Source organism: Curtobacterium sp. MCBD17_035 (genome assembly GCF_003234815.2).
In the GTDB taxonomy this organism is placed as follows: domain Bacteria; phylum Actinomycetota; class Actinomycetes; order Actinomycetales; family Microbacteriaceae; genus Curtobacterium.
This window is the reverse complement of sequence record NZ_CP126279.1, coordinates 3142927-3167616: the sequence shown is the minus strand read 5'-3', so window position 1 is coordinate 3167616 and position 24690 is coordinate 3142927. Positions and strand designations below refer to the sequence as shown.

The window sequence follows — 24690 nt, the reverse complement described above, 5'->3', positions numbered from 1 at the left end:
GCAGGGCGGGGGACACCCCCGGCTGGACGGGACCTGCACGGGTCGGACGTGGCAGGTGGCGGACGGGTAGCGATGGATCCGGCGCGGGAGGGGCCTCCCGGCCGACCGCTGCGGCACCGCCGCAGCCCGACGAGCTGGAGGAACCATGCGCGCACTCACCTGGCAGGGGACCGAGAAGGTCTCGGTCGAGACCGTCCCCGATCCGACGATCCAGGAGCCCACCGACGCGATCATCCGGATCACGTCGACGGCGATCTGCGGGTCCGACCTCCACCTGTACCGCGTGCTCGGGCCGTACATCGACAAGGGCGACGTGCTCGGCCACGAGCCCATGGGGATCGTCGAGGAGGTCGGTTCGGGCGTGACGAACCTCGCTCCGGGTGACCGCGTCGTGATCCCGTTCAACATCTCGTGCGGGCACTGCTGGATGTGTACGCACGGGCTGCAGTCGCAGTGCGAGACGACGCAGGTGAAGCAGTACGGCAGCGGTGCCGCGCTGTTCGGCTACACGAAGATGTACGGCCAGGTGCCGGGTGGGCAGGCGGAGTACCTCCGGGTGCCCCACGCCGACTACGGGCCGATCAAGGTCCCCGCGACCGGCCCCGACGACCAGTACCTGTTCCTCAGCGACATCCTCCCGACCGCGTGGCAGGGCGTGGCATATGCCGACGTGCCCGAGGGCGGGACGCTCGCGGTGCTCGGGCTCGGCCCGGTCGGGCAGTTCGCGGCCCGGATCGGCAGACACCTCGGGTACCGCGTGCTCGCCGTCGAGCCGGAGCTCGTCCGCCGCGAGATGGCGGCGAAGTACGGTGTCGAGACGTTCGACATGTCGGACGACGTGGTGGAGCACCTCGTGGATCTCACCGACGGCCGTGGGCCGGACGGCGTCGTCGACGCCGTCGGTATGGAGGCCCACGGTGACGCCGTCGCCGGGTTCGCCCAGCGGGCGGCCGGGCTGCTGCCCGACAAGCTCGCGCAGAAGGCCATCGAGACCGCGGGCGTCGACCGGCTCGTCGCGGTGCACGCGGCGATCGACCTGGTCCGGCGCGGCGGCACGGTCTCGCTCAGCGGTGTCTACGGCGGGACGGCCGACCCGATGCCGATGATGACGCTGTTCGACAAGCAGATCACGGTCCGTGAGGGACAGTGCAACGTCCGCCGCTGGTTCGACGACCTCATGCCGCTCGTCGAGGACCCGTCCGATCCGCTCGGCACGCTCGACCTGACGACGCACCGCGTGTCCCTCGAGGACGCCCCGCACATGTACGAGGTGTTCCAGAAGAAGGAGGACGGCTGCGTCAAGGTCGTCCTGACCCCCGGCGCTCCGGCATGACCCGCGTCGCCGTCGTCGGCGCCACCGGCAACGTCGGCACGGCGCTGCTGCGCCGCCTGCAGGCCGAGGAGGCCGTGACCGGCATCGTCGGCATCGCCCGACGGATCCCGGACCGGTCGGCCGACCCGTACGCCGGGGTCGAGTGGCACAGCGTCGACGTCGGCGCCGACGGTGCCGTGGCGGCCCTGACGCCGCTCCTCGAGCACGTCGACGCCGTCGTCCACCTGGCTTGGGCGTTGCAGCCGACGCACGACATCCCGACGCAGTACCGCGTCAACGTCGAGGGGACGGCCGCCGTGCTCGAAGCGGCCGCCGCCGCGGGCGTGGGGCAGGTCGTCGTGGCGTCGTCGGTCGGCACCTACCGGGCTGCGGACAAGCGGCTGCGCGTGGACGAGTCCTGGCCGGTCGACGGCATGGCCACGGCGACGTACAGCATCCACAAGGCGCTCAACGAGGCGGCCCTGGACGAGTTCGCCGACACCCACCCCGACATCGTGGTCACCCGCCTGCGCCCGGGGTTGGTCTTCCAGCAGCCGGCGGCAGCGGAGATCCGGGGGCTGTTCCTCGGGCACCTCGTCCCCATGCGCGTCGTCCGCGCGGCCCGGTGGGCGGTGCTCCCGCTCCCGGGACCATTCGTGTTCCAGGCGGTGCATGCCGACGACCTCGCCGACGCGTACTGGCGGACGATCGACCGGCGGGCCGCGGGAGCGTTCAACATCGCCGCCGGCCCGGTGCTCACGCCGCCGCGGCTCGCCGCGGTGCTCGGCATGCGTCGCGCCGTCCGGATCCCGCTCCGACTGCTCCGTGCCGTCGTCACCCTGACATGGCACCTGCGGATCCAGCCGACCGACGCCGGTTGGATCGACATCGCGGCGAACGTGCCGATCATGCGGACCGACAAGGCGCGCGAGGAGCTGGGGTGGGAGCCGCAGCACACCGCGGTCGAGGCCTTCGCCGACCTCGTCGAGGGATTCCGGCAGGGCTCGTCCGTGCCCGCGTCGGGGCCGCTCCGCGGCTGAGGGACAGCGCGGGTGCCGCGACCGGTGACGCCTGGGAGGGGCTTGTCCCCCGTTCCCAGGAGCCATGACGCACCGGGTGTGGTGCGAGCACACTGTGGGCCGGACGACGCACACCGCGTCCGACCCGGGACGGCCCGGACGGGCCCCGAGGAGGAACCCATGAGCAACGCCGACGACGGCCGCCAGACGACACCGGCGGTCCCACTCACCAACCCGAACGACGGCGAGCACGTCCCCGAGCACAGGGCGCCGGTGGACGACCGGGGTCCCGCCGACGACGGGGCCGACCTGCACGACCGTGCCGTGGCGCACGAGGACCGGGACCGTGCCGTGGCGCACGAGGACCGGGACCGTGCGCCCTTGACCCGGCAAGAGGTCGTCGGACGCCAGAAGGAGGAGTTCGGCGGCTTCAAGTTCGGATCGGCCTTCTTCGGGTGGCTCACCGCGATGGGCACGGCCGTCATCCTCACGGCGATCCTCGGTGCGATCGGCGCCGGACTCGGCCTCGGCATCACCGGCGGGAACGCGAACCAGGTCGGCAAGGCAGCCACGTCGAACGCCGGCACCGTCGGACTCATCGGCGCCATCGCGCTCGCCGTGATCCTGTTCGTCGCCTACTACTGCGGCGGGTACGTCGCCGGGCGCATGGCACGGTTCGACGGCGTCAAGCAGGGCCTCGCGGTCTGGTTCTGGGCCGTCGCCATCGCGATCGTCGCCGCGATCGTGGTCGCGATCGCCGGGACGCAGGCGAACTTCCTCCAGCAGGTGAACGCGTTCCCGCGGATCCCCGTGGACGAGGGCAGCCTCACCGTCACCGGGATCATCACCGTCGTGGTCGCCCTCGTCCTCAGCCTGGTCGGCGCGATCGTCGGCGGTCTCGCCGGGATGCACTACCACCGCAAGGTCGACCGCGTCGGGCTGGAGCGCCCCGTCGACTGACCGGCGACCGGCTGCGATGATCGGGGCATGCCCGAGCACCGCACCCGGCCGCCCCGACACGAGGACGTCGCCCCCGTCGAGCTCGAGCCGGGCGGGGGCGACGTCCTGCTCCCCGGCGATCTCCTCGAGGGGCGGGACATCCGTGACCTCGACGTCGTGGACCGTGCCCTGACCGGACTCGTCGTCGAGGGGTGCCGCATCGGCACGCTGCGAGCCGGCGACGCGGACCTCGGCATGCTGCGTGTCCGGGACACCGTGGTGGACGTGCTCGACGCGCCCGTGTTCCGCACGCCACGGTCCACCTGGCGGTCCGTCGTGATCCGGTCCGGCCGGATCGGGTCGGCCGAGTGGTACGACTCGACGTTCGACGACGTCCGCGTCATCGGCGCCAAGCTCGGGTTCGTCAACCTGCGTGCCGCGACCCTCCGTGACGTCACGTTCGAGGACTGCACGATCGAGGAACTCGACCTCGGCGGCGTCGTGGCCGACCGCGTCGCGTTCCCGGGCTGTCGGATCCACGAGCTCTCCGCAGCGGGGTCCCGCCTCCGGGACGTCGACCTCCGAGGCGCCGACGTCGCGGTCGTCGCGGACGCGGCGGCGCTCCGCGGTGCGACCGTGTCCGAGGTTCAGTCCGCGTTGCTGGCGACCTCGTTCGCTCGCGCCCTCGGGGTCGTCGTGGACTGACCCGAGCGCCCCTGCCCGCTGCCCACGTGTTCGTACCGGCTGGCGACGCGGTCCGCACCGGTGAGCCCGGCCTCCCGGATCGCGCTGGCGGAACGACCCGCTGCCCGCAGGAGCGCGTCGGCCGACGCGCCCATCGTCGCGAAGCGGTCCAGGGTCCCGACGGCCGCGCTCGCGGCGAAACCCTCGTGGTCGCCGAGCGCGGTCGTGACCTCGCGCACGCCCGCGAACTGCGCGACGAGCATGCGGGCCTCGAACGGCACGTCGGTGCACGCCGGGAGCTGCCCGAGCGCGATCGCGCGGGTCAGGGCGTTCCGGCAGCGCCCGACCCAGCCGAGGTAGGGCGGGGGCATCCGTGTCGGGATGAGCGGCGCCTCACGTTGCAGGCGCATGGCCGCCCGCGCGATCACGTTCGACTCCTCCTGGATCGCGACGTGGACCGTCGACCGCGCCAGTTCGTCGAGGGGTGCGTCGAGGTCGACCGGGGCCGCGGCGAACACGCCGTTCTCGTACGCGATCGCGAACAGGTCGTCGACCAGGTCGGTCTTCGACGCGAAGTGGTAGCTCACGAGGCTCTTCGCGACGTCGGCGCGGGCGGCGACGGATGCGTACGAGGTGGCCTCGTACCCCCGTTCCTCGAACTCGGCGGCCGCCGCGAGCAGGATCGTCCACCGGGTGCGGCGTCGCTGGTCCTCGCGGATGCCCATGGGCAGAACGGTAGCGCGGCGACGGCCGCCGCGGCAGGGTCCCCCGAACTGGGTGGGCGCTCGGACGGGATCATCCCCACGGAGGATTGCCCTGGACGACCGTCCTGTGGAATCCTTCCAGGACACGCAGCGGCTCGACCCGAGAGCTGCGGGACCGCGTGGACGTACCAGTGGGGGGACGCCCACGGCGGTCGTGGTGCCCCGCCCCGCGCGCGCCGTCCGAGTGTTCGGTACGCGCGGGGACGGGTGTCGAGCGCGCCGGGTGAACCGTGGGGTGACGCCCCCGTCCTCGGGACGCGCGATCCGTGGCGGAGCCGCGCCGGGCCTCCCGGTCGTGACGGAGCATCGCTGCCGTGCGTCGTGCTGTGGATCCCTCCGGGCACGTCGGCGCCGCGCCGTTCCGTCCGGACATCGAGGGGTTCCGGGGCATCGCGGTCGCACTCGTCGTCGCGGCCCACGTGCTGGGTCGACCGGTCGGCGGGTTCGTCGGTGTCGACGTGTTCTTCGTCGTCTCCGGGTTCGTCATCACGACGGGGTTGCTCCGGGAGGCCCGTGCGACCGGCACGGTCGACCTCGCCGCGTTCGCGCTCCGGCGGGCACGGCGCGTGCTGCCGGCCGCGGCGCTCACCGTGCTCGTCACGGTCGCCCTGGCCTGGGCCGTCGACCACCTGGCGCGGGCGAGCGCGGTCACGTGGGACGGCGTCGCCTCGATGCTCATGGTCCAGAACTGGCATCTCATCCGTGCCGCCACGGACTACTTCGGGGACAGCGGGGCGGCCTCGCCGCTGCAGCACTTCTGGTCACTCGCGGTCGAGGAGCAGTTCTACGTGTTCTGGCCGTGGGTCGTCGTCGGCGCGGTCGCCCTCGGACGCCGCCGGTCCCGGCGTCCCGGCGTCCTCGCCGATCGCGGCACCAGCGAGCGGATCGTCGACCGAGTGCTGTCGATCGCACTCGGGGTGGGCTGCGCCGTGTCGTTCGCGATCGCCTGCTGGGAGACCCGGGCGAAGCCCGACTGGTCGTACTTCTCGTTCGAGTCACGCGCCTGGGAACTCGGTGTGGGAGCCGCCGCGGCGGTGGCCGAGCCACGCGTCGCCGCTCGGCTCCGTGTCGGCGCGGCGAGCGTGGTGACCGCGGCGGGGCTGGCCGCCGTGCTCCTGGCCGGGGCCGTCGACACCCCCAGCATGCCGTTCCCCGGACCGGCCGCCGCGCTCCCGGTCCTCGGCGCCGCGGGGGTGGTCCTCTGCGGCGCGACCGCAGCGCCGCGGGTGCTCGCGGCGCTCACCAACCCGGTCAGCCGAGCGGTCGGCCGTTGGTCCTACGCGCTCTACCTCTGGCACCTGCCGGTGTGGTCGTTCCTGCACGCCGTCGCACCACGCAGCCGAGCCGTCGTGCCCACGGTCGCCCTCGGGATCACCCTGGTGCTCGCCGTCCTCACCGTCCGGTTCGTCGAGCGGCCCTTCCGGTACGGGCGCACACGCCCCGGCCCCCGTCCCGGCACGCCCGGGAGGCCCGTGCGCGCCCAGCCGGGTCGGCTGCGGACCACCCGTGGCACGCTCGTCGTCGCACTCGTCTCCGCGCTCGTGCTCGCGCTGTCGGCCGCGCAGTTCGTCGCGCCGGGGCGCCTGACGGGCGTGGACGACCTGCCGGACCCGGGCCCGCAGCACGTGGCGTCCTTCCGATCCGCGACCGCGCTGCAGCGGGCGGTGCGCGCGGCGGTCGACGACGGCGCGTGGGGCGCGACCGTCCCCGACCTGGACCAGGTGAGTGCGGCGGCCGCGGCGGCTCGACGGCTGCAGGCCGACGGCTGTCTCAACGACCCCGTCGCGACGACGCCGAGCACGCTGACCGCTGCGGCGACCCGCTGCACGTTCTCCGACGGTCACGCTGCGCGGACCCTGGTGGTGGTCGGCGACTCGATCGCCATCAGCTGGCTGCCGGGCATCGTCGACGCCGTCCGCGGTCGGGGCTGGCGCGTCGTCGGGATCGGCCTGGAGAGCTGCCCGGCATCGATCGTGACGACCACCGACGCGGGCCGCCGCCCCGCCTTCGCGACCTCGTGCGACGCCGCCCGGGAGGCCGCGCTCGCCGAGGTCCATCGGCTCCGGCCCGACCTGGTGGTCGCGTCCTCCGCCGCCGGCGGGTACGACCGGCAGCCCGCCGCCGCCCGGGGTCGTGTGTGGAGCGACGGCACGCGCCTCCTCGCCCGGCGCCTGACGGGCGACGGCGCCCGGGTCGTCCTGCTCGGGTCGCCACCGGAGGGGACGCCCGTCAGCGCCTGCGCGGTCCGGGTCGCCGGCCCGGCGACCTGCCTGTCGACGCCACCGGCGACGTGGGCACCGAAGCGAGCGGCCGAGCGGCGCGGGCTGGCGGACGTGCCGCGGGCCTCCTTCGTGGACACCGCCTCGTGGTTCTGCGATCGTGCGATGCACTGTCCGGCGGCCGTCGGCGGGATCGTCGTGCGCGCGGACGGCGGGCACCTGACCGTGGCCTACTCCGTCGCCCTGGCGCGCGTGCTCCGTGCTGCGCTGATGCAGCAGAGCGGATGACGCCCGGACCGGCGGGGCGGTCAGGGAGCAGGGATACCGTCACGTGGAGCGGCATGAAAGCCTTTCACGTCCAGCGCTGCCGAAGGGTGACGTTCTCACCCACGGCCGGAGGTCGGCATGGCACGTCTCCCGTTCAGCACGAATCCCTCGCACGTCCTCGATCGGTCCGAGACCCGGAGCGGCGCGGCGACGGACGGGCGAGCGCGATGAAGCACCTCGTCCGCGGGCCGGTGTTCATCCTCGTGGCCGACGCCGTTGCTCGCACCGTGTGCGACTACGCCGATGCACTCGCTCGGAACGCCCGCACCGATCGCGTCGACGTCCCCACGTTCGACCGATGCGGCTGTGGGACGACCAGGAGCGTGCACGTGGCGTCTGGCCGTCCGCTGCTCGTCCTCGACGCGGACGACGACGAACTCGGCGACGACCTCGACGGCCCCTTCGCGGCAGACACGAGAGCGTTCGTCGCGGACATCACCGCCAGGACCGCAGCCCTGGCGGGCGGAGGGACGAGTTCACGCTGACCTGACCATCGGGGGCGGGACCACGACGGCGAGGAGCGTGTCGGAGGGACGTCATGCTGCCGTCCGGCCGCGCGTCGGTCTCACCGTGGCCAGGCGCCCGGCCAGGTACATCAGGGCGCTGATGGCGGTGACGAAGAACCCGACGGGCCAATCGGTCACGTACGCGAGCGAGATCGCTCCCCACACCGCTGCGACCGCGAGCGCGGCCGACAGCGGGATCGCGGTCGCCGGCCGTCTGGTGACGAAGCGCGCGGCGGCGGGCGGTCCGACGAGGAGCGCGAACATCAGGAGCGCCCCGACGATGGGCACGCTCATCGTGGTCGCGCAGGCGAGGATGAGGCCGAACAGGATCGACATCGCCTGCGGTGAGACGCCGCGCGACGGCGCGGTGTCCGGCAGTGTCGATGCGAGGAGCAACGGCCGGTAGACGACGCCCAGGGTGATGAGGCAGACCGCCCCGAGGATGATCATGGGCGTGATCTCGAGGCTCGAGACACCGAGGATCTGGCCGAACAGGAGCGCGAACACCTCGGCGGAGTACTCGGTGGATCGGCTGAGGAACAGCGCTCCGAGGCCGAGCATCGAGACGAGGGTGAGCGCGGTGACCACGTCACTGCGAGCGCGCCGCCCGAGCGCCGAGATCATGAACGCGCCGCCGGCTGCGAACACGCCGAGTCCGATCAGTGGGTCGACGCCGATGAGCACGGCTCCTGCCGCTCCGGCGAATGCACCGTGGGGTACGGCGTGGGCGAGGAACGAGTTTCCTCGGAGGACGACGAAGAAGCCGACGATCCCGGCGATGAGGGCGACGATCGTCCCGGCGAGCCAGGCGTTGAGCATGAACGGTGCGAACATCAGGGCAGCACCTCCTCGGTGTCCTGCGCGCGGGACGAGCCGCGAACTGACCCGACGCGCGCCGGTTTCCACATCCGATGACGTCGCACTGCCACTCCGACGCGGATCGCGAGGTAGACGACGAGGATGATGGCGACGATGCAGAAGCTGACGGGCCAGTTGCCGTCGTGGCCCGCCCAGGAGTAGCTCTCGAAGGAGACGAAGCACCCCGCCCAGGTGCTGAGGACCGCGAGAGCGGCCGACACGAGGACCGCGGTCCCGAAGCGTCGGGTCAGCAGCAGCGCCGTCGCGGCGGGACCGATGAGGAGCGCGGTCGACAGGATGGCGCCGATCGTCAGTGACGACAGCTCCACCGCGAGGGCGAGCGCGACGAGGAACACGATGCCGGTGATGCGAACGGGGACACCGCGTGCTGCTGCCAGGCCGTGATCGAGCGATTCCATGAGCAGCCACCGGTACGTCGCCGCGACGAGGGCGAGGGCGACGACGCTGAGTCCGACCACGAGCGGGATGACGTCATGAGCGATGACGAAGAGGGATCCGAACAGCACGGACACGGCTGCGTTGCTCGAGCCGCCGATGGTGGTGCTCCAGTACAGGAACAGCGCCGTCAGACCGAGTCCGAAGCCGAAGACGATGCCGGTCGAGACGTCGCGACCCTGCAGACGACGGACGCCGATGAGCTCCATGAGCAGTGCTGCGAGGACGCCGGCACCGATGAACCCCCACACCTGGCTGATGCCGATGAGGAACGCGCCGGATCCGCCGACGGCTCCGAGGTCGGCGAGCGCGTGTCCCGCGAACGACTGGCCGCGCACGATCGTGAACACGCCGACGATCCCGGTGACCAGGGCGACGAAGCCACCGACCACCAGTGCGGTGTGGATGGTGGGGCTGCCGAGGAATCCGCCGATCACCGAGGCGGGGATCATGCGGGGGTTCCGTTGGGTCTCGACACCGACTCGAGGCCAGGGGACGCGAGGTCAGATGCGGGATCCCGGTCGTCCGCGAGCACCATCACCCGGCCTTCGGCCTCGATCACCCGGATCGGTCGACCGTACAGGCGCGAGAGGACGTCGCTCCGGACGACGGATCCGGGGTCGCCGGTGACGGCGCGGCCGTTCGCCAGGTACACCACGCGGTCCATCACCGGCATGAGGACGTTGATGTCGTGCGCGGTCATCACGATCGCGACGTCGCGATCACGGCGGAGCGTGTCCAGGAGACGGACGATGTCGTGGGCGCTGGCCGGATCGAGGTTCGCCAGGGGTTCGTCGAGGAGCAGCAGCGCCGGCTCGCTGATGAGTGCGTGCGCGAGGAGCACGCGCTGCTGCTGGCCTCCGGAGAGCTGTCCGATCCGCTGGTCGGCGAACGCGGCTGCGCCGACGGCGTGGAGGACCGCGGTCACGCGTTCCTGCACCGCGCGACGACGGATCGGGAGGCCCAACCGCCCGCCGTCGAGACCGAGTGCGACGACGTCGCGTGCCCTGAGAGGCGTGTCGGGGTCGAGCGCGACCTTCTGGGGGAGGTACCCGATGCCGTGCGTGCTCGCCTTGCGCTCGGGTCGACGCACGGCACCGTGGGTGGGTCGGAGGATGCCGAGCAGGACGCGCAGCAGCGTGGTCTTCCCCGCGCCGTTCGCGCCGATGAGTCCGACGAACTCACCGGGCTGCACGTCGAGGTCGACCCCGTCGAGGACGAGGGCCCCTGACATCACGACGCGGACGTCCCGGGCGGAGAGGACCCCGCCCGGGACGTCGCTGTCGGTCCGACCGGTCACAGCTTCTCGGTGGACGTGCCGCTGGTGAGCGCCTTCTGCAGCGCGGTCAACTCGGCTTCCATCCACTTCTGGTAGTGGTAGCCCGTCGGCATCGTCTCGTACACGCCGACGACGGGGATCCCGTTGTCGTGAGCGAGGGACAGGTAGTGCGAGGTGATCGAGTCGGTGACCTGCTGGTTGTAGAGGAACGCCTTGACGTGCTTGCCGGTGAACAGCGCGTCCTGCGCCGCCGAGTTCTGTGGGCTCGGGTCGGTGTCGTTCATGATCGCTGCCTGCAGGGACCAGGGTGTCTCGACGTCGACTCCGGCGGCCTGCAGCGCGTAGTCCGCGACGGGCTCCGTCACGGCGACGGGTGCGTTGGCGTGGGTCTGCTTGAACGACGCGAGCTGGTTCGTCCACGTCTCGAGCGACCGGTTGAACGTCGTCAGGTTGTCCTGGAAGTACTGCTTGTGCGAGGGCTGCAGCGCTCCGAGATCGGCGGCGATGCGCTTGGCGACCGCCGGCATCGTCTTCGGGTCGTACCAGAGGTGCGGATTCCGCGTGCTGTCGGGAAGGCCGAGCACGTCCTGCGCGACGATGACCTTCCGGCTCGAGTTCGGCGACGCCTTGGCGAGCTTGGTCATGAAGTCGTCGTACCCGAGCCCGTTCTGGACGAGGATCTGGGCCGAGCTGAGCTCCTTCGCCACGCTCGCGCTGGCCTCGAAGGTGTGCGGGTCGGTGTTCGGGTTGCTCATGATCGCCTTGGCCGAGACGTACTTGCCCCCGATCTGTGCGGCGACGTCCGAGTACTCGTTCTCCGCGCCGACGACGACGATCTTGCCGTCGCTCCCCCCGCTCGCCGACTGCGAGCACCCGGTGAGAGCACCGGTCACGGCCAGGGCCGCGACGCCGAGCGCCGCCAATCTCTTGATGCGCACTGACATCCATCCAATCCAGGGACCGCGTCCCACCCGCGCGCTCTGTTGAGAACGCTTATCGATAGATGCAGACTACGGCACGTTGGAGCGTGTTGGTAACGGGAGTCGTTCCCGATTGTTCCACGGACGGATGGTGTCGGTTGGTGTCGACGGAGTGGGCCGGGGATCGACCGCGCGGCCACCGGTATCGCGCGAGCGTCCTCGCCGCACTGGTCGAACATGATGCGCCGGCGTCGGCACAGTCCGTGTTCGCGCGGATCCGTGCGCGTGGGGTACGGATCGGACTCTCGACGGTCTACCGGGAGCTCCACGCTCTGGCGCGTGAGCGAGCGCTGACCGAGGCGTACGTCGGCGGCGAGGTCCTGTACCGGCTCCCCGACCGGGACCTCCTGGTGTGCGACACGTGCGGGCGCACGAGCGAGGTCGCGGACCCACGACAGCACCCCGGACCATGCCTCGCGTTCTTCGAGGAGAATGCTGCGCTGACCATACACGGGAGGTGCAGCGCCTGCTCGGTGCGCGGTTGAGCGAGACGTGCCCCGGCCCGAGGCGCCCTACGCTCCGACGCCGCGTGCGCGGCAGTCGTCGCACACCCCGAAGATGTCGACCACGTGGCGCACGCGGGAGAACCCGTGCTCAGCGGCGACCGTGTCGACCCAGTCCTCGATCGGTGCTTCGATCTCGACGGTGCGACCGCAGCTGACGCAGTACAGGTGATGGTGGTGGGCATCGCCGCAGAACCGGTACAGCTGGACGCCGGGCTCGGCCTGGAGGACGTCCGCCTCGCCGTTCACCGCCATGTCGCTGAGGTTGCGGTACACCGTGGCGAGGCCGACCGAGCTGCCGTCTGCGCGGAGGACCTCGTGCAGGTCCTGCGCGCTGATGAAGGACCGCACGCCTCGCAGGGCGTCGCGGATGGCCGTCTTCTGGGCGGTCTGCCGCTGGGGTTTCTTCCCCACGGGTGCTTCGGTCATGGACGCCTCTCGGGTCTCGGACGCTCGGTGGTGCTGAGGAGGCAGGGTCGCACGTGCAGCTGAACGGGCACTCACGCCGCGGCTTCGCCGACGTGCGTGAGCGCATCGCTGACGATGTGCGCGACGTGCTCGTCCCGGAGTGAGTACACGGCGTTCCGCCCGATGCGCTCGACCTCCACGAGCCCGGCGAGTCGCAGGGTGCGGAGGTGCTGCGAGACCAGCGGTTGCGACAGCTCGGTCTGCGCAGCGAGCGACGACACGTCGCAGGGCGCCTCGATGAGGGCGACCAGCACCCGGAGGCGGGCCGGCGAGGAGAGGGCCTTGAAGAGTTCCGCCGCGATGCTCACTCGATGATCGGTCACCTGGCGATGTAAGCAGATGTGCATACCGACGGGCAACGCCCGGGGGTCCGGCGGGTTGGCCCTACCCCCGGGCGGAGGGTCTCAGTGCTCGTCGTAGTGGTCGCCGTGCTCGGCGTGCTTGTGGCCTTCGTGTACGTAGTCCACGTGGTCCTCGTGCCGCACTGCCTCGTGACCGCAGCCGTCCTCGTGGTGGTGCTCGGTGACGGTGTGCTCGGCGACGGTTTCCTGCTCGGTCATGGTGGTGCTCCTTCGATCAGTCGGTTGACGTGACCCCGACACTAGAGCAAGCATGCACGAGTAGCAATACGTGCACGGAAGATGATCAGGTCGCACTCACCCCTGGCGCCCCTTCCCGCGCGGGTTGAGCTTGTTGATGACGAACGTGCGACCTCGGCGGCGTACGACCTGCGCGCCCGGGAGCTGCTTCAGCGACTTGAGTGAGTTCCTGACCTTCATGATCCTCCTACTGAGAACGTTTCTCACTAGAGTAGGGGCAATGGAGCCACGGAACGAACTCGGGTCTGCACATCCGGACGGCGCCGTCCTCCGGGTGACCTTGGTCAGCGGCCTGCGCGCCGCTGACCGACGACAGGTCAGCCGGCGACTGAGCGGAGCACCGCGCCGAGCACCGGTCGAGGTCGACGACGGTACCGAGGACAGCGGCGAGTTCGCCTTGGTCCTGGCCGACCGGATCCTGGAGTCGGCCCGAGCCGGTGCCACCGGTCGCTCCATCGTCGAGCTGGAGGAGGCCGCGGACGTGATGGAGATCGGGTTCGTGCTGGAGACCGAGTTCGAGAGCCGACGGGCGGAAGGGACCCCCGTGGAGCTACACGACCTGATGACGGTCGTGGCGGTGCAGGACATCGAGCGGTGGCTCCTGTCGCTCGCACCGTCCCCGCTGGACGACTACGTCACTGCGGAACGACTGGCCTCGCAGATCGAGTTCGCGACGGTGATCGTCCTCAGCGATGCGGACGACATCGGCCCCGCGTCCCTCCGCAGCGCCCTCGGCGTCCTCGAACAGCTCAACCCCGGTGCGACCGTGGTCCGGAGCCCGAGCGCGATGTCCTCCCGACGGACGGGGGCGAGCGGGCGGTGGTGTGCTCGTCGACTCGGGGAACGGATGGGCTGGATGCACGCCCTCGCCGACCCGGCCACGCAGCCGGGACCCCGGTACGGCGTCGAGGCGATCGTGTTCCGTGATCCGCGCCCCTTCCACCCCGGACGGCTCTTCGACGCCGTCGACAAGCAGTTGACGCCCGGACGAGTCGGCCGGATCGCTCGATCGCGGGGCTTGGTCCAACTCGCGACCCGCGCCGACCAGATCGGGTCGTGGCGGAGCGCCGGCGACACCGTCGCGCTCGATCCGACCGGAATGTCCACCTGGGCACGGAATGCTCCTGCCGGACAGGAGCTGGTCCTCTTCGGGGAGGACCTCGATCGCCACCGGATCATCAGCACCCTCGACCGCAGCTTGGTCACGGACGCGGAACTCCTCGCGGGGCCGATGGAGTGGGCGACATACGACGACCCCTTCCCGGCATGGCCCACGGAACACCACCACTAGGGGGTCGTATGGCGCGCAGCGGAACCCGGTTCGGGGCGGTGATCACGCGGATGTTCGGCGGCCGCGTGCCGGGTCCGCCGCTGCCGGTACCTCCTCGTCCGGCCGGACTCGACGGTCCGCGACGGACGCCGGAGCATCACGGGAGCGCTCCGTCGACGACGCATCGGGTGCGGCTCGTCGTCGTGTCGAGCGAGCGACGACTCATCGAGGCCGAGAGCGCCGACACCCGGGGCGCACTGTTGAGCGCGCTGGGACAAGTGCCCCTCGGGTTCTCGGTGGCCTCGGTCGAGGTCATCGAGGCCGCTGACGGGGTCGACGCGACGTGAGCCCCGACCGTCACCCGGCGTCGGCGCTGGAGGGGAGCGCGGCACACCAGTCGAGGGTCACGCCGTCGAGGCTCGCCTCGAGGGCGCCGGACGTGGCGTCGACGACGCTCACCAACGACGAGTCGGCCGTCCGCGTGGTGATCGCGAGGAACTGACCGTTCGGTGAGGGACAGACCGCGGTGACGCTGGCGTCGGACGGGATGTGGACCTGCAGGTCCGAGACGTGCTCGCCGTCGACGCGGACGAGTCGGGCGGCGATGGTCCCGTCCGTGCGGACGTCGCCGACGAGGCGGACGTAGGAGGAGCCCGTGAGCGCGCCGATCCGCCCCAGGTACTGCGCCCTGGTGCTCGCGGCCGGTGCCGTGAGGGCGGCCCGGTCGCCGTCGGTCAGGTCGAGCCGGACGATGGCGTCCCCGGTCTCCACGACGGCGGTCGTGCCGGTTCCCACGAAGCCGTGGACGTACGTCGCGGACCCGAGCCGCGCCGCGTCGGTCCGTCCGCTCATGTCCACGAGCACGAGGCCGTCATCGGTCGTCCTGACGAGCGCGCTCTCGGTCCGCGGGACGTACGCCCACTGGCGCACCGTCATCGGGGTGGCACCCGTGGTGGGCCTCCCGTCCGCCGCGATCGCGGTCGGCATGTGCGTGCCGGTGAGGTCGACGTCGTAGAGCCCGACGTCCTGCGAGCGACCCGTCGTCGTGTCGGCGTACACGAAGCCGAACGACGCGCCGTCGTCGGCGGCGTGGAGCGCCGACGCGTGCCCCCGTGCGGTGGGCATGGTGATGTGCTCGACCGGGACGGCCGGGTCCTGCCGCCCGTCGGCGAGCGGCACGATGTCGATGCTCGAGGTGCCGTCGGCCGTGTCGCTGAGCACGACGAGGGACCGGGCGAGGCGTGCGAACCCGGTGATGCCGGTGCCCTGGAACACGGTGTCCGTGCCCCCGGTGGCGAGGCCACGGCTGACGATGCGATCGTGTGCACCGTTCGTGCCCGGGACGAGCGCGAGGACGTCGGTGGTGCCCGTGTGGATGGTCGTGCGCAGGTCGGACGTCGCGGCTTGCCCGGGCGCCCGGACGTGCCGCACGACGACCGCGTAGGTGCGGTCGTACGCCAACGGGCCGTCGAACTGCACCGCGACCGTGTTCCCGCTCGAGGTCACCGTGTGCGCTGCGGCGGGGGACACGACGACGTCGGACGGTGCGACCCGCTGCAGTGCCTGGTTCGCGGTGAGGATCAGGCGCTGCGCGGGACGGGAGACGAGGTCGGTCGCCGAGTACGACACGGAGCGGAGGCGCGGGCCCTGATGCGAGCCGACGATCGCCGCCAGGGCTCCGATCAGCGCGAGCACCGCGACGACCGCGACGAATCGGCGTCGGAGGGGGCGGCCGGGGGCAGGAGTACCGCGGACGTCAGTACTCATACGGATCCGATGGTCGCTGCACCTGCTCGACCGTGGCGGCGCGGATCACCAGCGGTACGTCGGACCCGGCGTCCGGGTTCGCCGCGAGCGCGCCGGACACCGTCACCCACTGGTTCGCCGCCGGCACGGATCCGTCCGTGACCACGCCCACGCCGACGGGCTGGGCGTCGACGGCACAACAGCTGATCACGAACCGGGTCAGCGTGAAGCCGCCGTCCGTGTCGGGCACGACGAACCCCGTGAGGCGGAGGCGCTTCCCGACGAGGGCGCTCGTGTCCGTCGTCTGACGGATGAGCGCGGCCCAGTCCTTCACGCCGTACTCCGACGTGTCGACGGAGCCGCTGCCGAGCAACGCGACGGCGCCGCCGGAGCCCGTGGCGGTCGAGAGGCTGCCCGAGTCGACGCTGCGCTGCTGGGCCGTCCGCGCCGACAGCGTCGTCGGCGGGAGCACGAACATCGCCGTGCTGATGCCGACCGTGACGACCACTGCGACGGCGACCGCCACGACGCGCAGGGACCGTGCAGCACCCCGCCCGCTGCTGCCGTCGGGCACGACCGTCACGTCGTCCCCGTGCCCATGACCCCGTTCGAGGTGTGGGTGCGCGCTCTGCCATGCGACCGCCGACAGACCGGCCGCGGCGGCGACGACCGCGATGGCGGCGAGCACCATCGTGAACACCCCGTACCGCGGATTGATGTAGAGGTCGAGATGACCGGCCGCTCCGAGCCAGAGTGTGGCGACGGCGAGCGCGAGCACCGAGCCGAGCCCGAACAGCACCCGTCGACGTTCAGACGAGGACATCCATCACCAACCCCACCGATGCGGCGAACAGGACGCAGATGACGGCGAGTGTGCCGATGAACCGGGTGCGGAAGGTGGTGCGGAGCAGCGCGATCATCTTGACGTCGATGATCGGCCCGATGAGCAGGAACGCCGTGATCGACCCGGGCAGGAACGTCGAGGCGAACGAGAGCGCGAAGAAGGCGTCGACGTTCGAGCAGAGCGACACCGTCATCGCCAACAGCATCATCGCCAGGACCGACAGCACCGGGTCGCTGCCGATCGCGATGAGCGTGCTCCGGGGCACCGCGACCTGGATCGCGGCGGCGACCGCTGCCCCGACGAACAGCGCGGGCATCATCGTCGCCGTCTCGCCGCCGAAGTGCGATGCGCTCTCCGCCCACCGGCTCCCACGCGCCTGCCCGCCGGCCTCCACACGGCACCGGGCCTCGAACGCGGGCACCAGGAGCTCGGAGGGTCGGCGGTGCGCTGCGACGACCCATCCGACGACGTTCGCCACGACGAAGCCGCCGATGATCCGGACGGGCAGGATCCATCCCGACCACCCGAACGCCTGCGCCGTGCTGACGATGACGAGCGGGTTGAGGATCGGCGCCGCGACGAGGAACGTCGTCGCCTCCGCTGGCGAGAACCCGCGCAGCATCAACCCTCGCGCCAACGGGACGTTCCCGCACTCGCACACCGGGAAGAGCATGCCGATCAGGGAGATCACCGCCCGACGCGGGACCGGGCGTGCCGGCAGGACCCGTTCCAGCACGCCGTGCGGCACCCACACCTCGACGACGATGGACAGGAGGATCCCCAGCACCACGAACGGCAGCGACTCGACCACGACGCTGATCGCGAGCGTCAGGAAGTCCTGCAGCTCGTCGGGCAGCCCGGCCGTGCTGTCGCCGGTGGTGACCACCCGCGCGGCGAGGAGCGCACCGACGAGCACGAGCACGAGCACGGGGCCCGAGCCGGCCCGGGACCGGGACCGCGACCGGGGGACGCGGACGGGGGAACTCGTCACCGGGTCAGGATAGGCAGGCGGGCCATCCCGGCTCGGCAGAACCGCGGGCGGGCCGGACTCCGGCCGGCCCGGTGCTACCGCGACGTGGGCGGGTCGTGGTCGACGATCCGGTCGAGCCACTCGGCGAGCACGCCCCGTTCGGCCGACGAGAGTGCGCCGAGCTCGTCGATGGAGGCACGGAGGGTGATGGCGGCGGTCCGGACACCGGACGTGCCTCGGGGACCCTCGTCAGCCGGCTCCGGAGCCAGGACCTGCGTCATGACGGCGTCGAAGACGACGTCGGCCAACCGCGGGTCGCGCTCGTCCGCCGGCTCGTCCAGGATGGCGAGCACGGCGCCCAAGCCGGCCGCGTGCATGAGCCGGACCGCGTCCCGCTCGCGCACCGCGAGCCTCCCGGCCGCGGCGACCCGACGGAGGCGCTCCTCGAGCAGCCGGATCCCGGCGGCGACCGCGGGGGAGTCCCGCCCTCGACGCGGGTCGCTCATGATCACGAACAGGTCCGGGTTGGCGAGTCCGAAGGCGATGGTCATCGCCCACCCCGCGCGGAGGTCCGCGACGGGGTCGACACCGGTGACCGCGTCGACGGCTGCCGCCTTCGTCGCGCTGAACGTGGTCATCGCGTGCTCGGCGACCGCGTCGAGCAACCCGTCCTTGTCGCCGAAGAGCCGGTAGATCGTCGGAGCCTGGACGCCAGCTCGCTCGGCCACCGCTCTCGTGGTGACAGCGACGGCGCCTTCGTCGTGCAGGAGCTCGGCGGCTGCGGTCATGATGCGCATCCGCACGTCGAGGCGGGGCTCGGGGGCGTCGTCCACGTATCGACGATAACGCGCCGTTGCTTCCGACGTGATCCTGTTGCTACGGTGGTGGTGTTTCCACTGATACTAACAAAGCGTTTCCATCGATATGAGAGGGATCCACCATGATCACCATCACCGGGGCGACCGGCGCCCTGAACGGCGCGACCGTCGACCACCTGCTCCAGCACCTCCCCGCGTCGGAACTGACCGTCGTCACGCGCGACCCGGCGAGGGCCGCACGCTTCGCCGAGCGCGGCGTGACGGTCCGCCAGGGCGACTACGACGATCCGGCGGGGCTGCCGGCGGCCTTCGCCAGCGCGGACCACTTGCTCCTGGTCTCGTCGAACGACCCGGCGGGCGACACGATCAGCCAACACCGGAACGCCGTGGAGGCAGCGATCACCGCCGGGGTCGGGCACGTGCTCTACACCAGCCATCAGGGTGCCGGAGCAGCGTCGCCGTTCGTGCCGGCGCGACACCACGCTGCGACCGAGGACATGCTCGCGTCGTCCGGGCTGCCCTGGACGTCGCTCCGGAACGGCTTCTACGCCCACAGCCTGCAGTGGCTCCTGGGACCGTGGCAGCGGACCGGTGTGGTGTCGATCCCGGCCGACGGTCCGGTGTCGTGGACCGCGCGCGAGGACGCGGCCGAGGCGGCCGCAGCGATCCTGCTGCTCGACGAACCCGTCGAGGGCCCCGTGACCATCACCGCTCCGGAGGCGCCGACGTTCGCCGACCTCACCCGGACCGCCTCGGACCTCGTCGGGAACGAGGTCCGGTTCGAGGTCGTCGATGACGACGTCTGGGTCGAGCGTGCCGTGGCCGGTGGACAGCAGGAGCCGATGGTGCGGTTCCTGCTCGGCATGTACCTGGCGGCGGAACAGGGGTGGTTCGCGGGGACGGACCCGATGCTCGGGGAGCTCCTGGGCCGCGCGCCGAGGTCCGCGCAGGACGTGCTCCGGGAGGTCGTCACCGCGGCCAGGTGACGCTCGTCACCCTCGGCCGGCTGACGCTCGTCACCGCGGCCGGCTGACGTCGGGCCGGCTCGCCCGACCACGGTGTCGGTCGGCTCGCGCGGCCGCGTTCTCCTCATCATGTCCCTGCCGACCGTTCCTCGCCAGACGCATCTTCGGCCGACTTGTGAGCCATTCTCGCCGGTGCCAGGTTCATGCGCATGGACGACAACACCATCACCGCAACGACCTCCGGGTCGCTCAGCCGACGCGCACTCATCCTCGGGGCGGGCGGTCTCTCCCTCGCCACCGTGGCGGCCTTCGCCGGACCCGCCCAGCGGGCCTCCGCGGCCGCTCCCACCACCCCTGCCGACGTCATCACCCTCGCCAAGAGCTACGAGGGCAACACCCTCGCGCAGATGAACGCGATCTGGACATCGAAGTACGACACGAGCGCCGACTGGTGTGCCACGTTCGTCAGCTGGTGCCTCCGCGGGACCGACACCGGGTTCAGCCGCAGCTCCGAGGCGTTCTACGACCTCTGCACCCCCGTCTCCGCCGCGAACGTCCGCCAGGGGGACATCATCTGGTACTACGGAGTCGGTCACATCGGACTGGTCCGCTCCCACAGCGACGGACACATCCGCACCGTCGAGGGGAACGCCGGCACGGGCACCGCTTCCACCAACCACGTGAAGCTGTACGAGGACCCGTGGGACAGCACCGGCAAGTACAAGTTCGCTCGGCCGAAGTACTGATCCCGCTCGCACCGGGCCTCGTCGCCGCTCGGTGCGCGAGGACGGGAGGGCCCAGGACGGACGCCATCCGTCCGGGCAGGCCATGATCGGGACCATGTCCGACATCGACGTCAACAAGCACGCGCTCGTCGTCCGCGGCGGCTGGCCCGGCCACCATCCCGTCGCGGCGACGGACGCGTTCCTCCCGTTCCTCCGCGACACGGGGTACGAGGTGCGGATCGAGGACGACCCGGAGGTCTACGCCGACGAGTCCGTGATGGCTGCGGTCGACCTCGTCCTGCAGTGCGTGTCGATGGGCACCGCGAGCGACGCGGCCGTCCGGGGCCTCGCCGCCGCCGTCGAGCGGGGCACGGGATTGGCGGGCTGGCACGGCGGCGTCGTGGACTCCTTCCGGGTGAGCGCCGACTACCTGCACCTCGTCGGCGGGCAGTTCGCCACGCACCCGGGCAGACCGGTCGCTGATCGGCGGGACGACGGCGCCGACTTCTTCATCGAGCACCAGATCGTCATCGCGCCGGATCGCCGGGACCACCCGATCGTCGCCGGGCTCGACGACTTCACGCTGACCACCGAGCAGTACTGGGTGCTGACCGACGGCGCCTCGGACGTGCTCGCCACGACGACCCTGGCGGCCCGGCCGGGCGACCCGTGGCACCGACCGGTGACGTGTCCCGCGGTGTGGACCCGCGAGTGGGGCGCCGGACGGGTGTTCGTCGCGACACCGGGCCACGACCCCGAGGTCCTCGCGCACCCGAGCGTCCGGACCATCGTCGAGCGCGGCATCCGGTGGGCGAGCCGGTGACGAACGGGCGGCGGCAGGGAGCGGTCAGGCCCCGTCCTCGTCCCGCGGCGTGACCTCGGCATGGTCGTCCGCCCGGCTCTCCTGCTTGAGGATCCGCAGCGACGCGCCGAGGCCCTTCGCGAGCGCAGGCAGCCGGGTGGCGCCGAACAGCAGGACCACCACGCCGACGATGATGAGCAGGTGGAGTCCCGTGAGGCCCATGAACACAGGCGTTCCCTTCCGGTCAGCGGACGCGGCGGTCGCGCCGGGTCCTGCACGACGGTAGGTCCGCCCTGGGGCCGCGCCTGGCGTTCTGCCGGGGGTCCGGGCGTCAGCAGCAGGAGATCACCTGCCCCGTCACCACCGTCGGCAGCCGCCCGCTCGGCTGTCTCACCCGCCACGCGCGGCTCGCGCCCGGGGAATGCGCCGACGGACGACACGTTGCCCCAGGCACGGACGGTGCACCAGGAGTACACCGGACCGCGGTACCCCCGGGGCGTCCGTCGAAGACGGAGCACCCGGACCGTCGACGAGAGGGAGAACCCCTGAGCATGACCACCGCAACCGACTCGAACCGCCCCGCCGCAGCGAGCGGCACCTTCCGCATCGGCGGTGACCTCGAGGTGCACCGCCTCGGCTACGGCACGATGCAGCTGACCGGCCCCGGCGTCTGGGGACCGCCGAAGGACCACGACGAGGCGATCCGCGTCCTCAAGCGCTCCGTGGAGCTCGGGGTCGACTTCTTCGACACGGCGGACAGCTACGGTCCGTACGTCGCCGAGGAGCTCCTCCGCGAGGCCCTGCACCCCTACGGTGACGACATCGTCATCGCCACGAAGGCCGGCCTCACCCGGACCGGCCCGAACGAGTGGCCGCCGGTCGGTCGCCCGGAGTACCTGCGCCAGGAGGCCGAGATGAGCCTCCGCCGCCTCGGCCTCGAGCGCATCGACCTCTTCCAGCTGCACCGCATCGACCCGAAGGTCCCGCTCGAGGACCAGATCGGCGAGCTGGCGAAGCTCCAGGACGAGGGCAAGATCCGTCACATCGGCCTCAGCGAGGTCAGTGTCGACGAGGTGAAGGCGGCGCAGGAGATCGCCACGATCGTCACCGTGCAGAACCTGTACAACCTGTCGAACCGGTCCTCCGAGGAACTGCTCGACTGGTCGGAGGAGCAGGGCATCGGGTTCATCCCGTGGTTCCCGCTGGCGACCGGGCAGCTCTCAGGCGAGGGCAGCCCGCTGTCCGAGCTCGCGAAGCAGCACGACGCGACCCCGTCGCAGCTCGCGCTCGCGTGGCTGCTCAAGCGCTCGCCGGTGATGCTGCCGATCCCGGGCACGTCGAGCGTCGCCCACCTCGAGGACAACCTCGCGGGCGCGCTCATCGACCTGACGGACGACGAGTTCGAGGCCCTCTCGAAGGCCGGCGCGTAAGCGCGCTCCGCTCCAGGACGACGGACGGGAGGGACGGTGGCGGCTCGCCCCGTCCCTCCCGTCCGTCGTCCTGTCCCGGATCACTGCGTCACCCGCCGGGTGAACCGGTGGATGAGCGGCGGGGCGTGCCGAGCCGCCGTGGCGTGCGCCCGGACGCCGCGTGGCGCGCCGTCCGCTAGACACGTCCCGCCGGCGCGGAGGGCGCTGCAGCGTCGATGCCCGGCGGGGGAGCCGGGGACGGAGGGGGACGACATGGTGGACACGGACACGGACACGGACACGGACGCGGACGCGGACGCCGTCACCGCGACCCGCAGACGACCGGGGCCCGGACGACGTCGGCTCCTCCTCGGGGCCGCCTGGGGCCTCCCCGCCATCGGCGTCGTCGTCGCGACGCCGGCCCACGCGTCGAGCCCGACGCACACGCTCGACGTCATGGTCCCCGAGCCGACCACCCGCCCGACCGGAGCCGACCTGAGCGACGTGGCGCTGCGACTCACCCGCGAGGGCGTCCCGGTCGAAGCCGAGGTGCTCGCCGTGGTCGAGGGCGCCGGGCCCACGTTCGAGGACGGCGCCACCATCCGGACGCTCCGGACCGACGCGGCCGGCATCGCACGCTGCGCCGGACTCGGCGCGGGGACCGTGCCCGGCGTCTTCGCGGTCGTCGGACGGCACACGGCGTCCGGCTCGACCGGTCGGGGCGTGTTCACGGTGGTCGAACCGCCGCGCCCGCGCCCGTTCGTGCTCCGCGACGACGCGACCGGCGTCCACGTCGCGATCGGGCCCGACGGCGTCGTCGCCGCACGGGGTCCCCTCGCGGACGCCCTGGCGGCAGCGGCGTGCTTCCGGTTCCCGTTCGACCCGGGGCCGGTCGCCGACGCGATCGGGTCGATCCACGACGACGCCGGACGCTGCCTCACGCGCATGCGCCCGTCGAGCCCCTGGGCGAACCCGGTCGTCGACCTGCGGGACCCGGACGGCAGCGCGGACCAGACCTGGCACGTCGGGGCCGACGGGACCGCGGCGATCGGTGCTTCCGGCGTCGACGAGGTGTTCCTCGCGGACGCGGGCGGCGTGCGACTGACGGTCGTGCCGGCGGGTCGACCCGGCGTGCTCCGCATCGTGCTGCCGTGAGGCGCCTTCCCCGTCGTCTCCGGCCGCCCCAGCGGCTCCGGCTCCTGGGGGTGCTCCCGAGGCGTGGGGAGTAGCAAGGCCACGACGCCGGAGGCGCACGGACGGAGGGTCGACATGGATGAACACGACCTGCTCGCGCGGTGCTGGGCACCCGCGGTCGCGGACGCGCGCTCCGGGACGGACGCGCTCGGCGCGCTCCCCGTCGCCGAGCGCATCCGTGCGGTCGCCCGGGCCGGGTTCTCCGGCATCGGGTTGGGACTCGAGGACCTCCACGAGACGCGCGTCACGATCGGCCTGGAGGCACTGCGCCGGGTCCTCGACGACGTCGGCCTGGTCTGGGTCCAGCTCGGGACGCTCGAGGACTGGTGGACCACGGGGGACCGACGCGCCGTGAGCGACCTGGACCGGATGGTCGTGTTCGAGGCGGCGGCCGCGCTCGGGGCGGCGCAGATCGTCGTCGCCGCGGACACGACGACGCCCATGACCTCCCCCACCACGATGGCCGACGACTGGCTCGCCCTCGCCGCACAGGCGGAGCAGGTCGGGGCGCAGGTCGTGCTGTCGGCAGCCCCGACGTCGAACCTCGGCACCACGGAACGTGCGGCGCGGTTCGTCCAGCAGGCGGGGCACCCGAACGGTGGCCTCGTGCTCGACATCGCCCACGCCGTCGCCGGCGGCTCCACCGTCGCGTCCCTCCGCGCCGCCATCGACCCCGCGTTCCTGTTCGCCGTCGAGCTCTCGGACGCCGCCGGCCCCGATTCGGTGTCGACACGGGCCGGAGACCGACGCGCGCTCCCCGGCGGCGGCCTGGGAGACCTCCCCGCGTTCGTGCACGTCGCCCGCGAGCTCGGCCACGGTGAGCCCTGGGGCGTCGAGGTCCGGACCGCGGTGACTGACGGCATGTCCGCGGCGGACGCCCTGCGTACGGCGGCCGCGGCGAGCCGGGCGGTCCTCGACGCGGCCGACGCGATCGGGGCGCCCGCCGCGCCACCGATGCCCTCGTCGTCCGCGCCCGCCTCGGCGGTGGACGCCGACCTGCCGTACACACCGATCTGACGCGGGCGCGCTCGTCC

At 72.0% G+C, this 24690-nt stretch carries 29 protein-coding genes; 15 read left to right on the top strand and 14 right to left on the bottom strand.

Translation table 11 applies throughout. The features are described from left to right. Nucleotides 1-145: 145 nt before the first annotated feature. The 4 genes from DEI93_RS14960 (at nucleotide 146) to DEI93_RS14945 (ending at nucleotide 3975) form a co-directional block, all read left to right on the top strand. The gene (locus DEI93_RS14960) at nucleotides 146-1333 is read left to right on the top strand and encodes a zinc-dependent alcohol dehydrogenase (protein WP_111120023.1); all 1188 of its coding nucleotides are present in this window, start codon (nucleotides 146-148) and stop codon (nucleotides 1331-1333) included. Then, entirely contained in the window at nucleotides 1330-2352 is a 1023-nt protein-coding gene (locus tag DEI93_RS14955; protein ID WP_111120022.1) for an NAD-dependent epimerase/dehydratase family protein, read from the top strand. Before DEI93_RS14960 ends, DEI93_RS14955 begins: the two co-directional genes overlap by 4 nt. Before the next feature lie 159 nt (nucleotides 2353-2511). Further along, nucleotides 2512-3291, top strand: a complete 780-nt coding sequence (locus DEI93_RS14950; RefSeq protein WP_181436068.1) for a hypothetical protein — start codon at nucleotides 2512-2514, stop codon at nucleotides 3289-3291. A gap of 27 nt (nucleotides 3292-3318) precedes the next feature. Further along, on the top strand, nucleotides 3319-3975 hold the full coding sequence (locus DEI93_RS14945) for a pentapeptide repeat-containing protein (RefSeq protein ID WP_111120021.1): 657 nt from the start codon (nucleotides 3319-3321) through the stop codon (nucleotides 3973-3975). On the opposite strand, the gene DEI93_RS14940 is transcribed toward DEI93_RS14945, so the two are convergent. Beyond that, nucleotides 3918-4679, bottom strand: coding sequence for a TetR family transcriptional regulator (locus DEI93_RS14940; RefSeq protein ID WP_111012988.1), 762 nt, complete (start codon nucleotides 4677-4679; stop codon nucleotides 3918-3920). The two genes, DEI93_RS14945 and DEI93_RS14940, sit on opposite strands and share 58 nt — an antisense overlap. Nucleotides 4680-5032: 353 nt before the next feature. Between DEI93_RS14940 and DEI93_RS14935 the strand changes: the two genes are divergently transcribed. Continuing rightward, the gene (locus DEI93_RS14935) at nucleotides 5033-7225 is read left to right on the top strand and encodes an acyltransferase family protein (RefSeq protein ID WP_111120020.1); all 2193 of its coding nucleotides are present in this window, start codon (nucleotides 5033-5035) and stop codon (nucleotides 7223-7225) included. Between the two features lie 206 nt (nucleotides 7226-7431). Continuing rightward, the gene (locus DEI93_RS14930; protein ID WP_111010618.1) at nucleotides 7432-7749 is read left to right on the top strand and encodes a hypothetical protein; all 318 of its coding nucleotides are present in this window, start codon (nucleotides 7432-7434) and stop codon (nucleotides 7747-7749) included. A gap of 51 nt (nucleotides 7750-7800) precedes the next feature. Here the strand turns inward: DEI93_RS14930 and DEI93_RS14925 are convergent, their stop codons facing one another. From DEI93_RS14925 to DEI93_RS14910, 4 genes are read right to left on the bottom strand one after another with little or no spacing between them, the layout of a single operon-like run. Continuing rightward, nucleotides 7801-8604: a metal ABC transporter permease gene (locus tag DEI93_RS14925; RefSeq protein ID WP_111025817.1), complete on the bottom strand. Its 804-nt coding sequence runs from the start codon at nucleotides 8602-8604 to the stop codon at nucleotides 7801-7803. After that, nucleotides 8604-9536, bottom strand: a complete 933-nt coding sequence (locus DEI93_RS14920) for a metal ABC transporter permease (RefSeq protein WP_111010620.1) — start codon at nucleotides 9534-9536, stop codon at nucleotides 8604-8606. Before DEI93_RS14920 ends, DEI93_RS14925 begins: the two co-directional genes overlap by 1 nt. Continuing rightward, complete coding sequence (locus DEI93_RS14915; RefSeq protein ID WP_220035672.1) at nucleotides 9533-10384, bottom strand: metal ABC transporter ATP-binding protein; 852 nt, start codon at nucleotides 10382-10384, stop codon at nucleotides 9533-9535. The genes DEI93_RS14920 and DEI93_RS14915 overlap by 4 nt, the downstream gene beginning before the upstream one ends. Continuing rightward, a complete protein-coding gene (locus tag DEI93_RS14910) occupies nucleotides 10381-11307 on the bottom strand; it encodes a metal ABC transporter solute-binding protein, Zn/Mn family (RefSeq protein WP_220035673.1) in 927 nt (308 codons plus the stop codon). Before DEI93_RS14910 ends, DEI93_RS14915 begins: the two co-directional genes overlap by 4 nt. Before the next feature lie 59 nt (nucleotides 11308-11366). On the opposite strand from DEI93_RS14910, the gene DEI93_RS16500 reads away from it, so the two are divergent. Next, nucleotides 11367-11828, top strand: coding sequence for a Fur family transcriptional regulator (locus DEI93_RS16500; protein WP_111010622.1), 462 nt, complete (start codon nucleotides 11367-11369; stop codon nucleotides 11826-11828). A gap of 27 nt (nucleotides 11829-11855) precedes the next feature. Here the strand turns inward: DEI93_RS16500 and DEI93_RS14905 are convergent, their stop codons facing one another. From DEI93_RS14905 to ykgO, 4 genes are all read right to left on the bottom strand, one after another. Beyond that, a complete protein-coding gene (locus tag DEI93_RS14905; RefSeq protein ID WP_111010623.1) occupies nucleotides 11856-12275 on the bottom strand; it encodes a Fur family transcriptional regulator in 420 nt (139 codons plus the stop codon). 71 nt (nucleotides 12276-12346) lie between these two features. Then, the gene (locus tag DEI93_RS14900; protein ID WP_258368623.1) at nucleotides 12347-12637 is read right to left on the bottom strand and encodes an ArsR/SmtB family transcription factor; all 291 of its coding nucleotides are present in this window, start codon (nucleotides 12635-12637) and stop codon (nucleotides 12347-12349) included. Nucleotides 12638-12718: 81 nt separating this feature from the next. After that, a complete protein-coding gene (locus tag DEI93_RS14895; RefSeq protein WP_111010625.1) occupies nucleotides 12719-12874 on the bottom strand; it encodes a zinc transporter permease in 156 nt (51 codons plus the stop codon). Between the two features lie 96 nt (nucleotides 12875-12970). Beyond that, nucleotides 12971-13093 (bottom strand): type B 50S ribosomal protein L36, encoded by a 123-nt coding sequence (gene ykgO / locus DEI93_RS14890; protein WP_071274734.1) that lies wholly within the window; start codon nucleotides 13091-13093, stop codon nucleotides 12971-12973. 40 nt (nucleotides 13094-13133) lie between these two features. On the opposite strand from ykgO, the gene DEI93_RS14885 reads away from it, so the two are divergent. Continuing rightward, the gene (locus tag DEI93_RS14885; protein ID WP_181435382.1) at nucleotides 13134-14204 is read left to right on the top strand and encodes a GTP-binding protein; all 1071 of its coding nucleotides are present in this window, start codon (nucleotides 13134-13136) and stop codon (nucleotides 14202-14204) included. 8 nt (nucleotides 14205-14212) lie between these two features. Then, nucleotides 14213-14530 (top strand): hypothetical protein, encoded by a 318-nt coding sequence (locus DEI93_RS14880; protein ID WP_111120018.1) that lies wholly within the window; start codon nucleotides 14213-14215, stop codon nucleotides 14528-14530. Between the two features lie 10 nt (nucleotides 14531-14540). Here DEI93_RS14880 and DEI93_RS14875 read toward each other — a convergent pair whose 3' ends face one another. The 4 genes from DEI93_RS14875 to DEI93_RS14860 form a co-directional block, all read right to left on the bottom strand. Further along, nucleotides 14541-15950, bottom strand: a complete 1410-nt coding sequence (locus DEI93_RS14875) for a hypothetical protein (protein WP_146244072.1) — start codon at nucleotides 15948-15950, stop codon at nucleotides 14541-14543. Further along, a complete protein-coding gene (locus tag DEI93_RS14870) occupies nucleotides 15940-16752 on the bottom strand; it encodes a TIGR03943 family putative permease subunit (RefSeq protein WP_111010629.1) in 813 nt (270 codons plus the stop codon). The genes DEI93_RS14875 and DEI93_RS14870 overlap by 11 nt, the downstream gene beginning before the upstream one ends. Then, nucleotides 16739-17764, bottom strand: a complete 1026-nt coding sequence (locus tag DEI93_RS14865; RefSeq protein WP_181436067.1) for a permease — start codon at nucleotides 17762-17764, stop codon at nucleotides 16739-16741. The genes DEI93_RS14870 and DEI93_RS14865 overlap by 14 nt, the downstream gene beginning before the upstream one ends. A gap of 74 nt (nucleotides 17765-17838) precedes the next feature. Then, a complete protein-coding gene (locus tag DEI93_RS14860) occupies nucleotides 17839-18576 on the bottom strand; it encodes a TetR/AcrR family transcriptional regulator (protein ID WP_258372267.1) in 738 nt (245 codons plus the stop codon). Between the two features lie 107 nt (nucleotides 18577-18683). On the opposite strand from DEI93_RS14860, the gene DEI93_RS14855 reads away from it, so the two are divergent. From DEI93_RS14855 to DEI93_RS14845, 3 genes are all read left to right on the top strand, one after another. Further along, nucleotides 18684-19547 (top strand): NmrA family NAD(P)-binding protein, encoded by an 864-nt coding sequence (locus tag DEI93_RS14855; RefSeq protein ID WP_111120017.1) that lies wholly within the window; start codon nucleotides 18684-18686, stop codon nucleotides 19545-19547. 188 nt (nucleotides 19548-19735) lie between these two features. Beyond that, nucleotides 19736-20272, top strand: coding sequence for a CHAP domain-containing protein (locus DEI93_RS14850; RefSeq protein WP_111010633.1), 537 nt, complete (start codon nucleotides 19736-19738; stop codon nucleotides 20270-20272). A 94-nt stretch (nucleotides 20273-20366) separates the two neighbouring features. Then, complete coding sequence (locus tag DEI93_RS14845) at nucleotides 20367-21074, top strand: ThuA domain-containing protein (protein ID WP_111013183.1); 708 nt, start codon at nucleotides 20367-20369, stop codon at nucleotides 21072-21074. 24 nt (nucleotides 21075-21098) lie between these two features. Here the strand turns inward: DEI93_RS14845 and DEI93_RS14840 are convergent, their stop codons facing one another. Then, on the bottom strand, nucleotides 21099-21275 hold the full coding sequence (locus DEI93_RS14840; RefSeq protein WP_258368642.1) for a twin-arginine translocase TatA/TatE family subunit: 177 nt from the start codon (nucleotides 21273-21275) through the stop codon (nucleotides 21099-21101). 329 nt (nucleotides 21276-21604) lie between these two features. Between DEI93_RS14840 and DEI93_RS14835 the strand changes: the two genes are divergently transcribed. The 3 genes from DEI93_RS14835 (at nucleotide 21605) to DEI93_RS14825 (ending at nucleotide 24673) form a co-directional block, all read left to right on the top strand. Continuing rightward, a complete protein-coding gene (locus DEI93_RS14835) occupies nucleotides 21605-22483 on the top strand; it encodes an aldo/keto reductase (protein ID WP_111013001.1) in 879 nt (292 codons plus the stop codon). A 252-nt stretch (nucleotides 22484-22735) separates the two neighbouring features. Beyond that, nucleotides 22736-23617 carry a hypothetical protein gene (locus DEI93_RS14830; RefSeq protein ID WP_111120016.1) on the top strand — a complete coding sequence of 294 codons (882 nt, stop codon included), beginning with the start codon at nucleotides 22736-22738 and terminating at the stop codon, nucleotides 23615-23617. 114 nt (nucleotides 23618-23731) lie between these two features. Next, nucleotides 23732-24673 carry a sugar phosphate isomerase/epimerase family protein gene (locus DEI93_RS14825; protein ID WP_111013003.1) on the top strand — a complete coding sequence of 314 codons (942 nt, stop codon included), beginning with the start codon at nucleotides 23732-23734 and terminating at the stop codon, nucleotides 24671-24673. Nucleotides 24674-24690 lie beyond the last annotated feature (17 nt).

Bases quoted from the DNA above. Each gene is read 5' to 3' on its own strand.
- DEI93_RS14850 (WP_111010633.1), top strand. From the start codon at position 19,736: ATGGACGACAACACCATCACCGCAACGACCTCCGGGTCGCTCAGCCGA.
- DEI93_RS14905 (WP_111010623.1), bottom strand. From the start codon at position 12,275: ATGACCGAAGCACCCGTGGGGAAGAAACCCCAGCGGCAGACCGCCCAG.
- DEI93_RS14945 (WP_111120021.1), top strand. From the start codon at position 3,319: ATGCCCGAGCACCGCACCCGGCCGCCCCGACACGAGGACGTCGCCCCC.
- DEI93_RS14920 (WP_111010620.1), bottom strand. From the start codon at position 9,536: ATGATCCCCGCCTCGGTGATCGGCGGATTCCTCGGCAGCCCCACCATC.
- DEI93_RS14825 (WP_111013003.1), top strand. From the start codon at position 23,732: ATGGATGAACACGACCTGCTCGCGCGGTGCTGGGCACCCGCGGTCGCG.
- DEI93_RS14870 (WP_111010629.1), bottom strand. From the start codon at position 16,752: ATGTCCTCGTCTGAACGTCGACGGGTGCTGTTCGGGCTCGGCTCGGTG.
- DEI93_RS14895 (WP_111010625.1), bottom strand. From the start codon at position 12,874: ATGACCGAGCAGGAAACCGTCGCCGAGCACACCGTCACCGAGCACCAC.
- DEI93_RS16500 (WP_111010622.1), top strand. From the start codon at position 11,367: ATGCAGACTACGGCACGTTGGAGCGTGTTGGTAACGGGAGTCGTTCCC.
- DEI93_RS14940 (WP_111012988.1), bottom strand. From the start codon at position 4,679: ATGGGCATCCGCGAGGACCAGCGACGCCGCACCCGGTGGACGATCCTG.
- DEI93_RS14880 (WP_111120018.1), top strand. From the start codon at position 14,213: ATGGCGCGCAGCGGAACCCGGTTCGGGGCGGTGATCACGCGGATGTTC.
- DEI93_RS14910 (WP_220035673.1), bottom strand. From the start codon at position 11,307: ATGTCAGTGCGCATCAAGAGATTGGCGGCGCTCGGCGTCGCGGCCCTG.
- DEI93_RS14925 (WP_111025817.1), bottom strand. From the start codon at position 8,604: ATGTTCGCACCGTTCATGCTCAACGCCTGGCTCGCCGGGACGATCGTC.
- DEI93_RS14875 (WP_146244072.1), bottom strand. From the start codon at position 15,950: ATGAGTACTGACGTCCGCGGTACTCCTGCCCCCGGCCGCCCCCTCCGA.
- DEI93_RS14955 (WP_111120022.1), top strand. From the start codon at position 1,330: ATGACCCGCGTCGCCGTCGTCGGCGCCACCGGCAACGTCGGCACGGCG.
- DEI93_RS14830 (WP_111120016.1), top strand. From the start codon at position 22,736: ATGGTGGACACGGACACGGACACGGACACGGACGCGGACGCGGACGCC.
- DEI93_RS14960 (WP_111120023.1), top strand. From the start codon at position 146: ATGCGCGCACTCACCTGGCAGGGGACCGAGAAGGTCTCGGTCGAGACC.
- DEI93_RS14835 (WP_111013001.1), top strand. From the start codon at position 21,605: ATGACCACCGCAACCGACTCGAACCGCCCCGCCGCAGCGAGCGGCACC.
- DEI93_RS14840 (WP_258368642.1), bottom strand. From the start codon at position 21,275: ATGGGCCTCACGGGACTCCACCTGCTCATCATCGTCGGCGTGGTGGTC.
- DEI93_RS14855 (WP_111120017.1), top strand. From the start codon at position 18,684: ATGATCACCATCACCGGGGCGACCGGCGCCCTGAACGGCGCGACCGTC.
- DEI93_RS14885 (WP_181435382.1), top strand. From the start codon at position 13,134: ATGGAGCCACGGAACGAACTCGGGTCTGCACATCCGGACGGCGCCGTC.
- DEI93_RS14950 (WP_181436068.1), top strand. From the start codon at position 2,512: ATGAGCAACGCCGACGACGGCCGCCAGACGACACCGGCGGTCCCACTC.
- ykgO (WP_071274734.1), bottom strand. From the start codon at position 13,093: ATGAAGGTCAGGAACTCACTCAAGTCGCTGAAGCAGCTCCCGGGCGCG.
- DEI93_RS14845 (WP_111013183.1), top strand. From the start codon at position 20,367: ATGTCCGACATCGACGTCAACAAGCACGCGCTCGTCGTCCGCGGCGGC.
- DEI93_RS14930 (WP_111010618.1), top strand. From the start codon at position 7,432: ATGAAGCACCTCGTCCGCGGGCCGGTGTTCATCCTCGTGGCCGACGCC.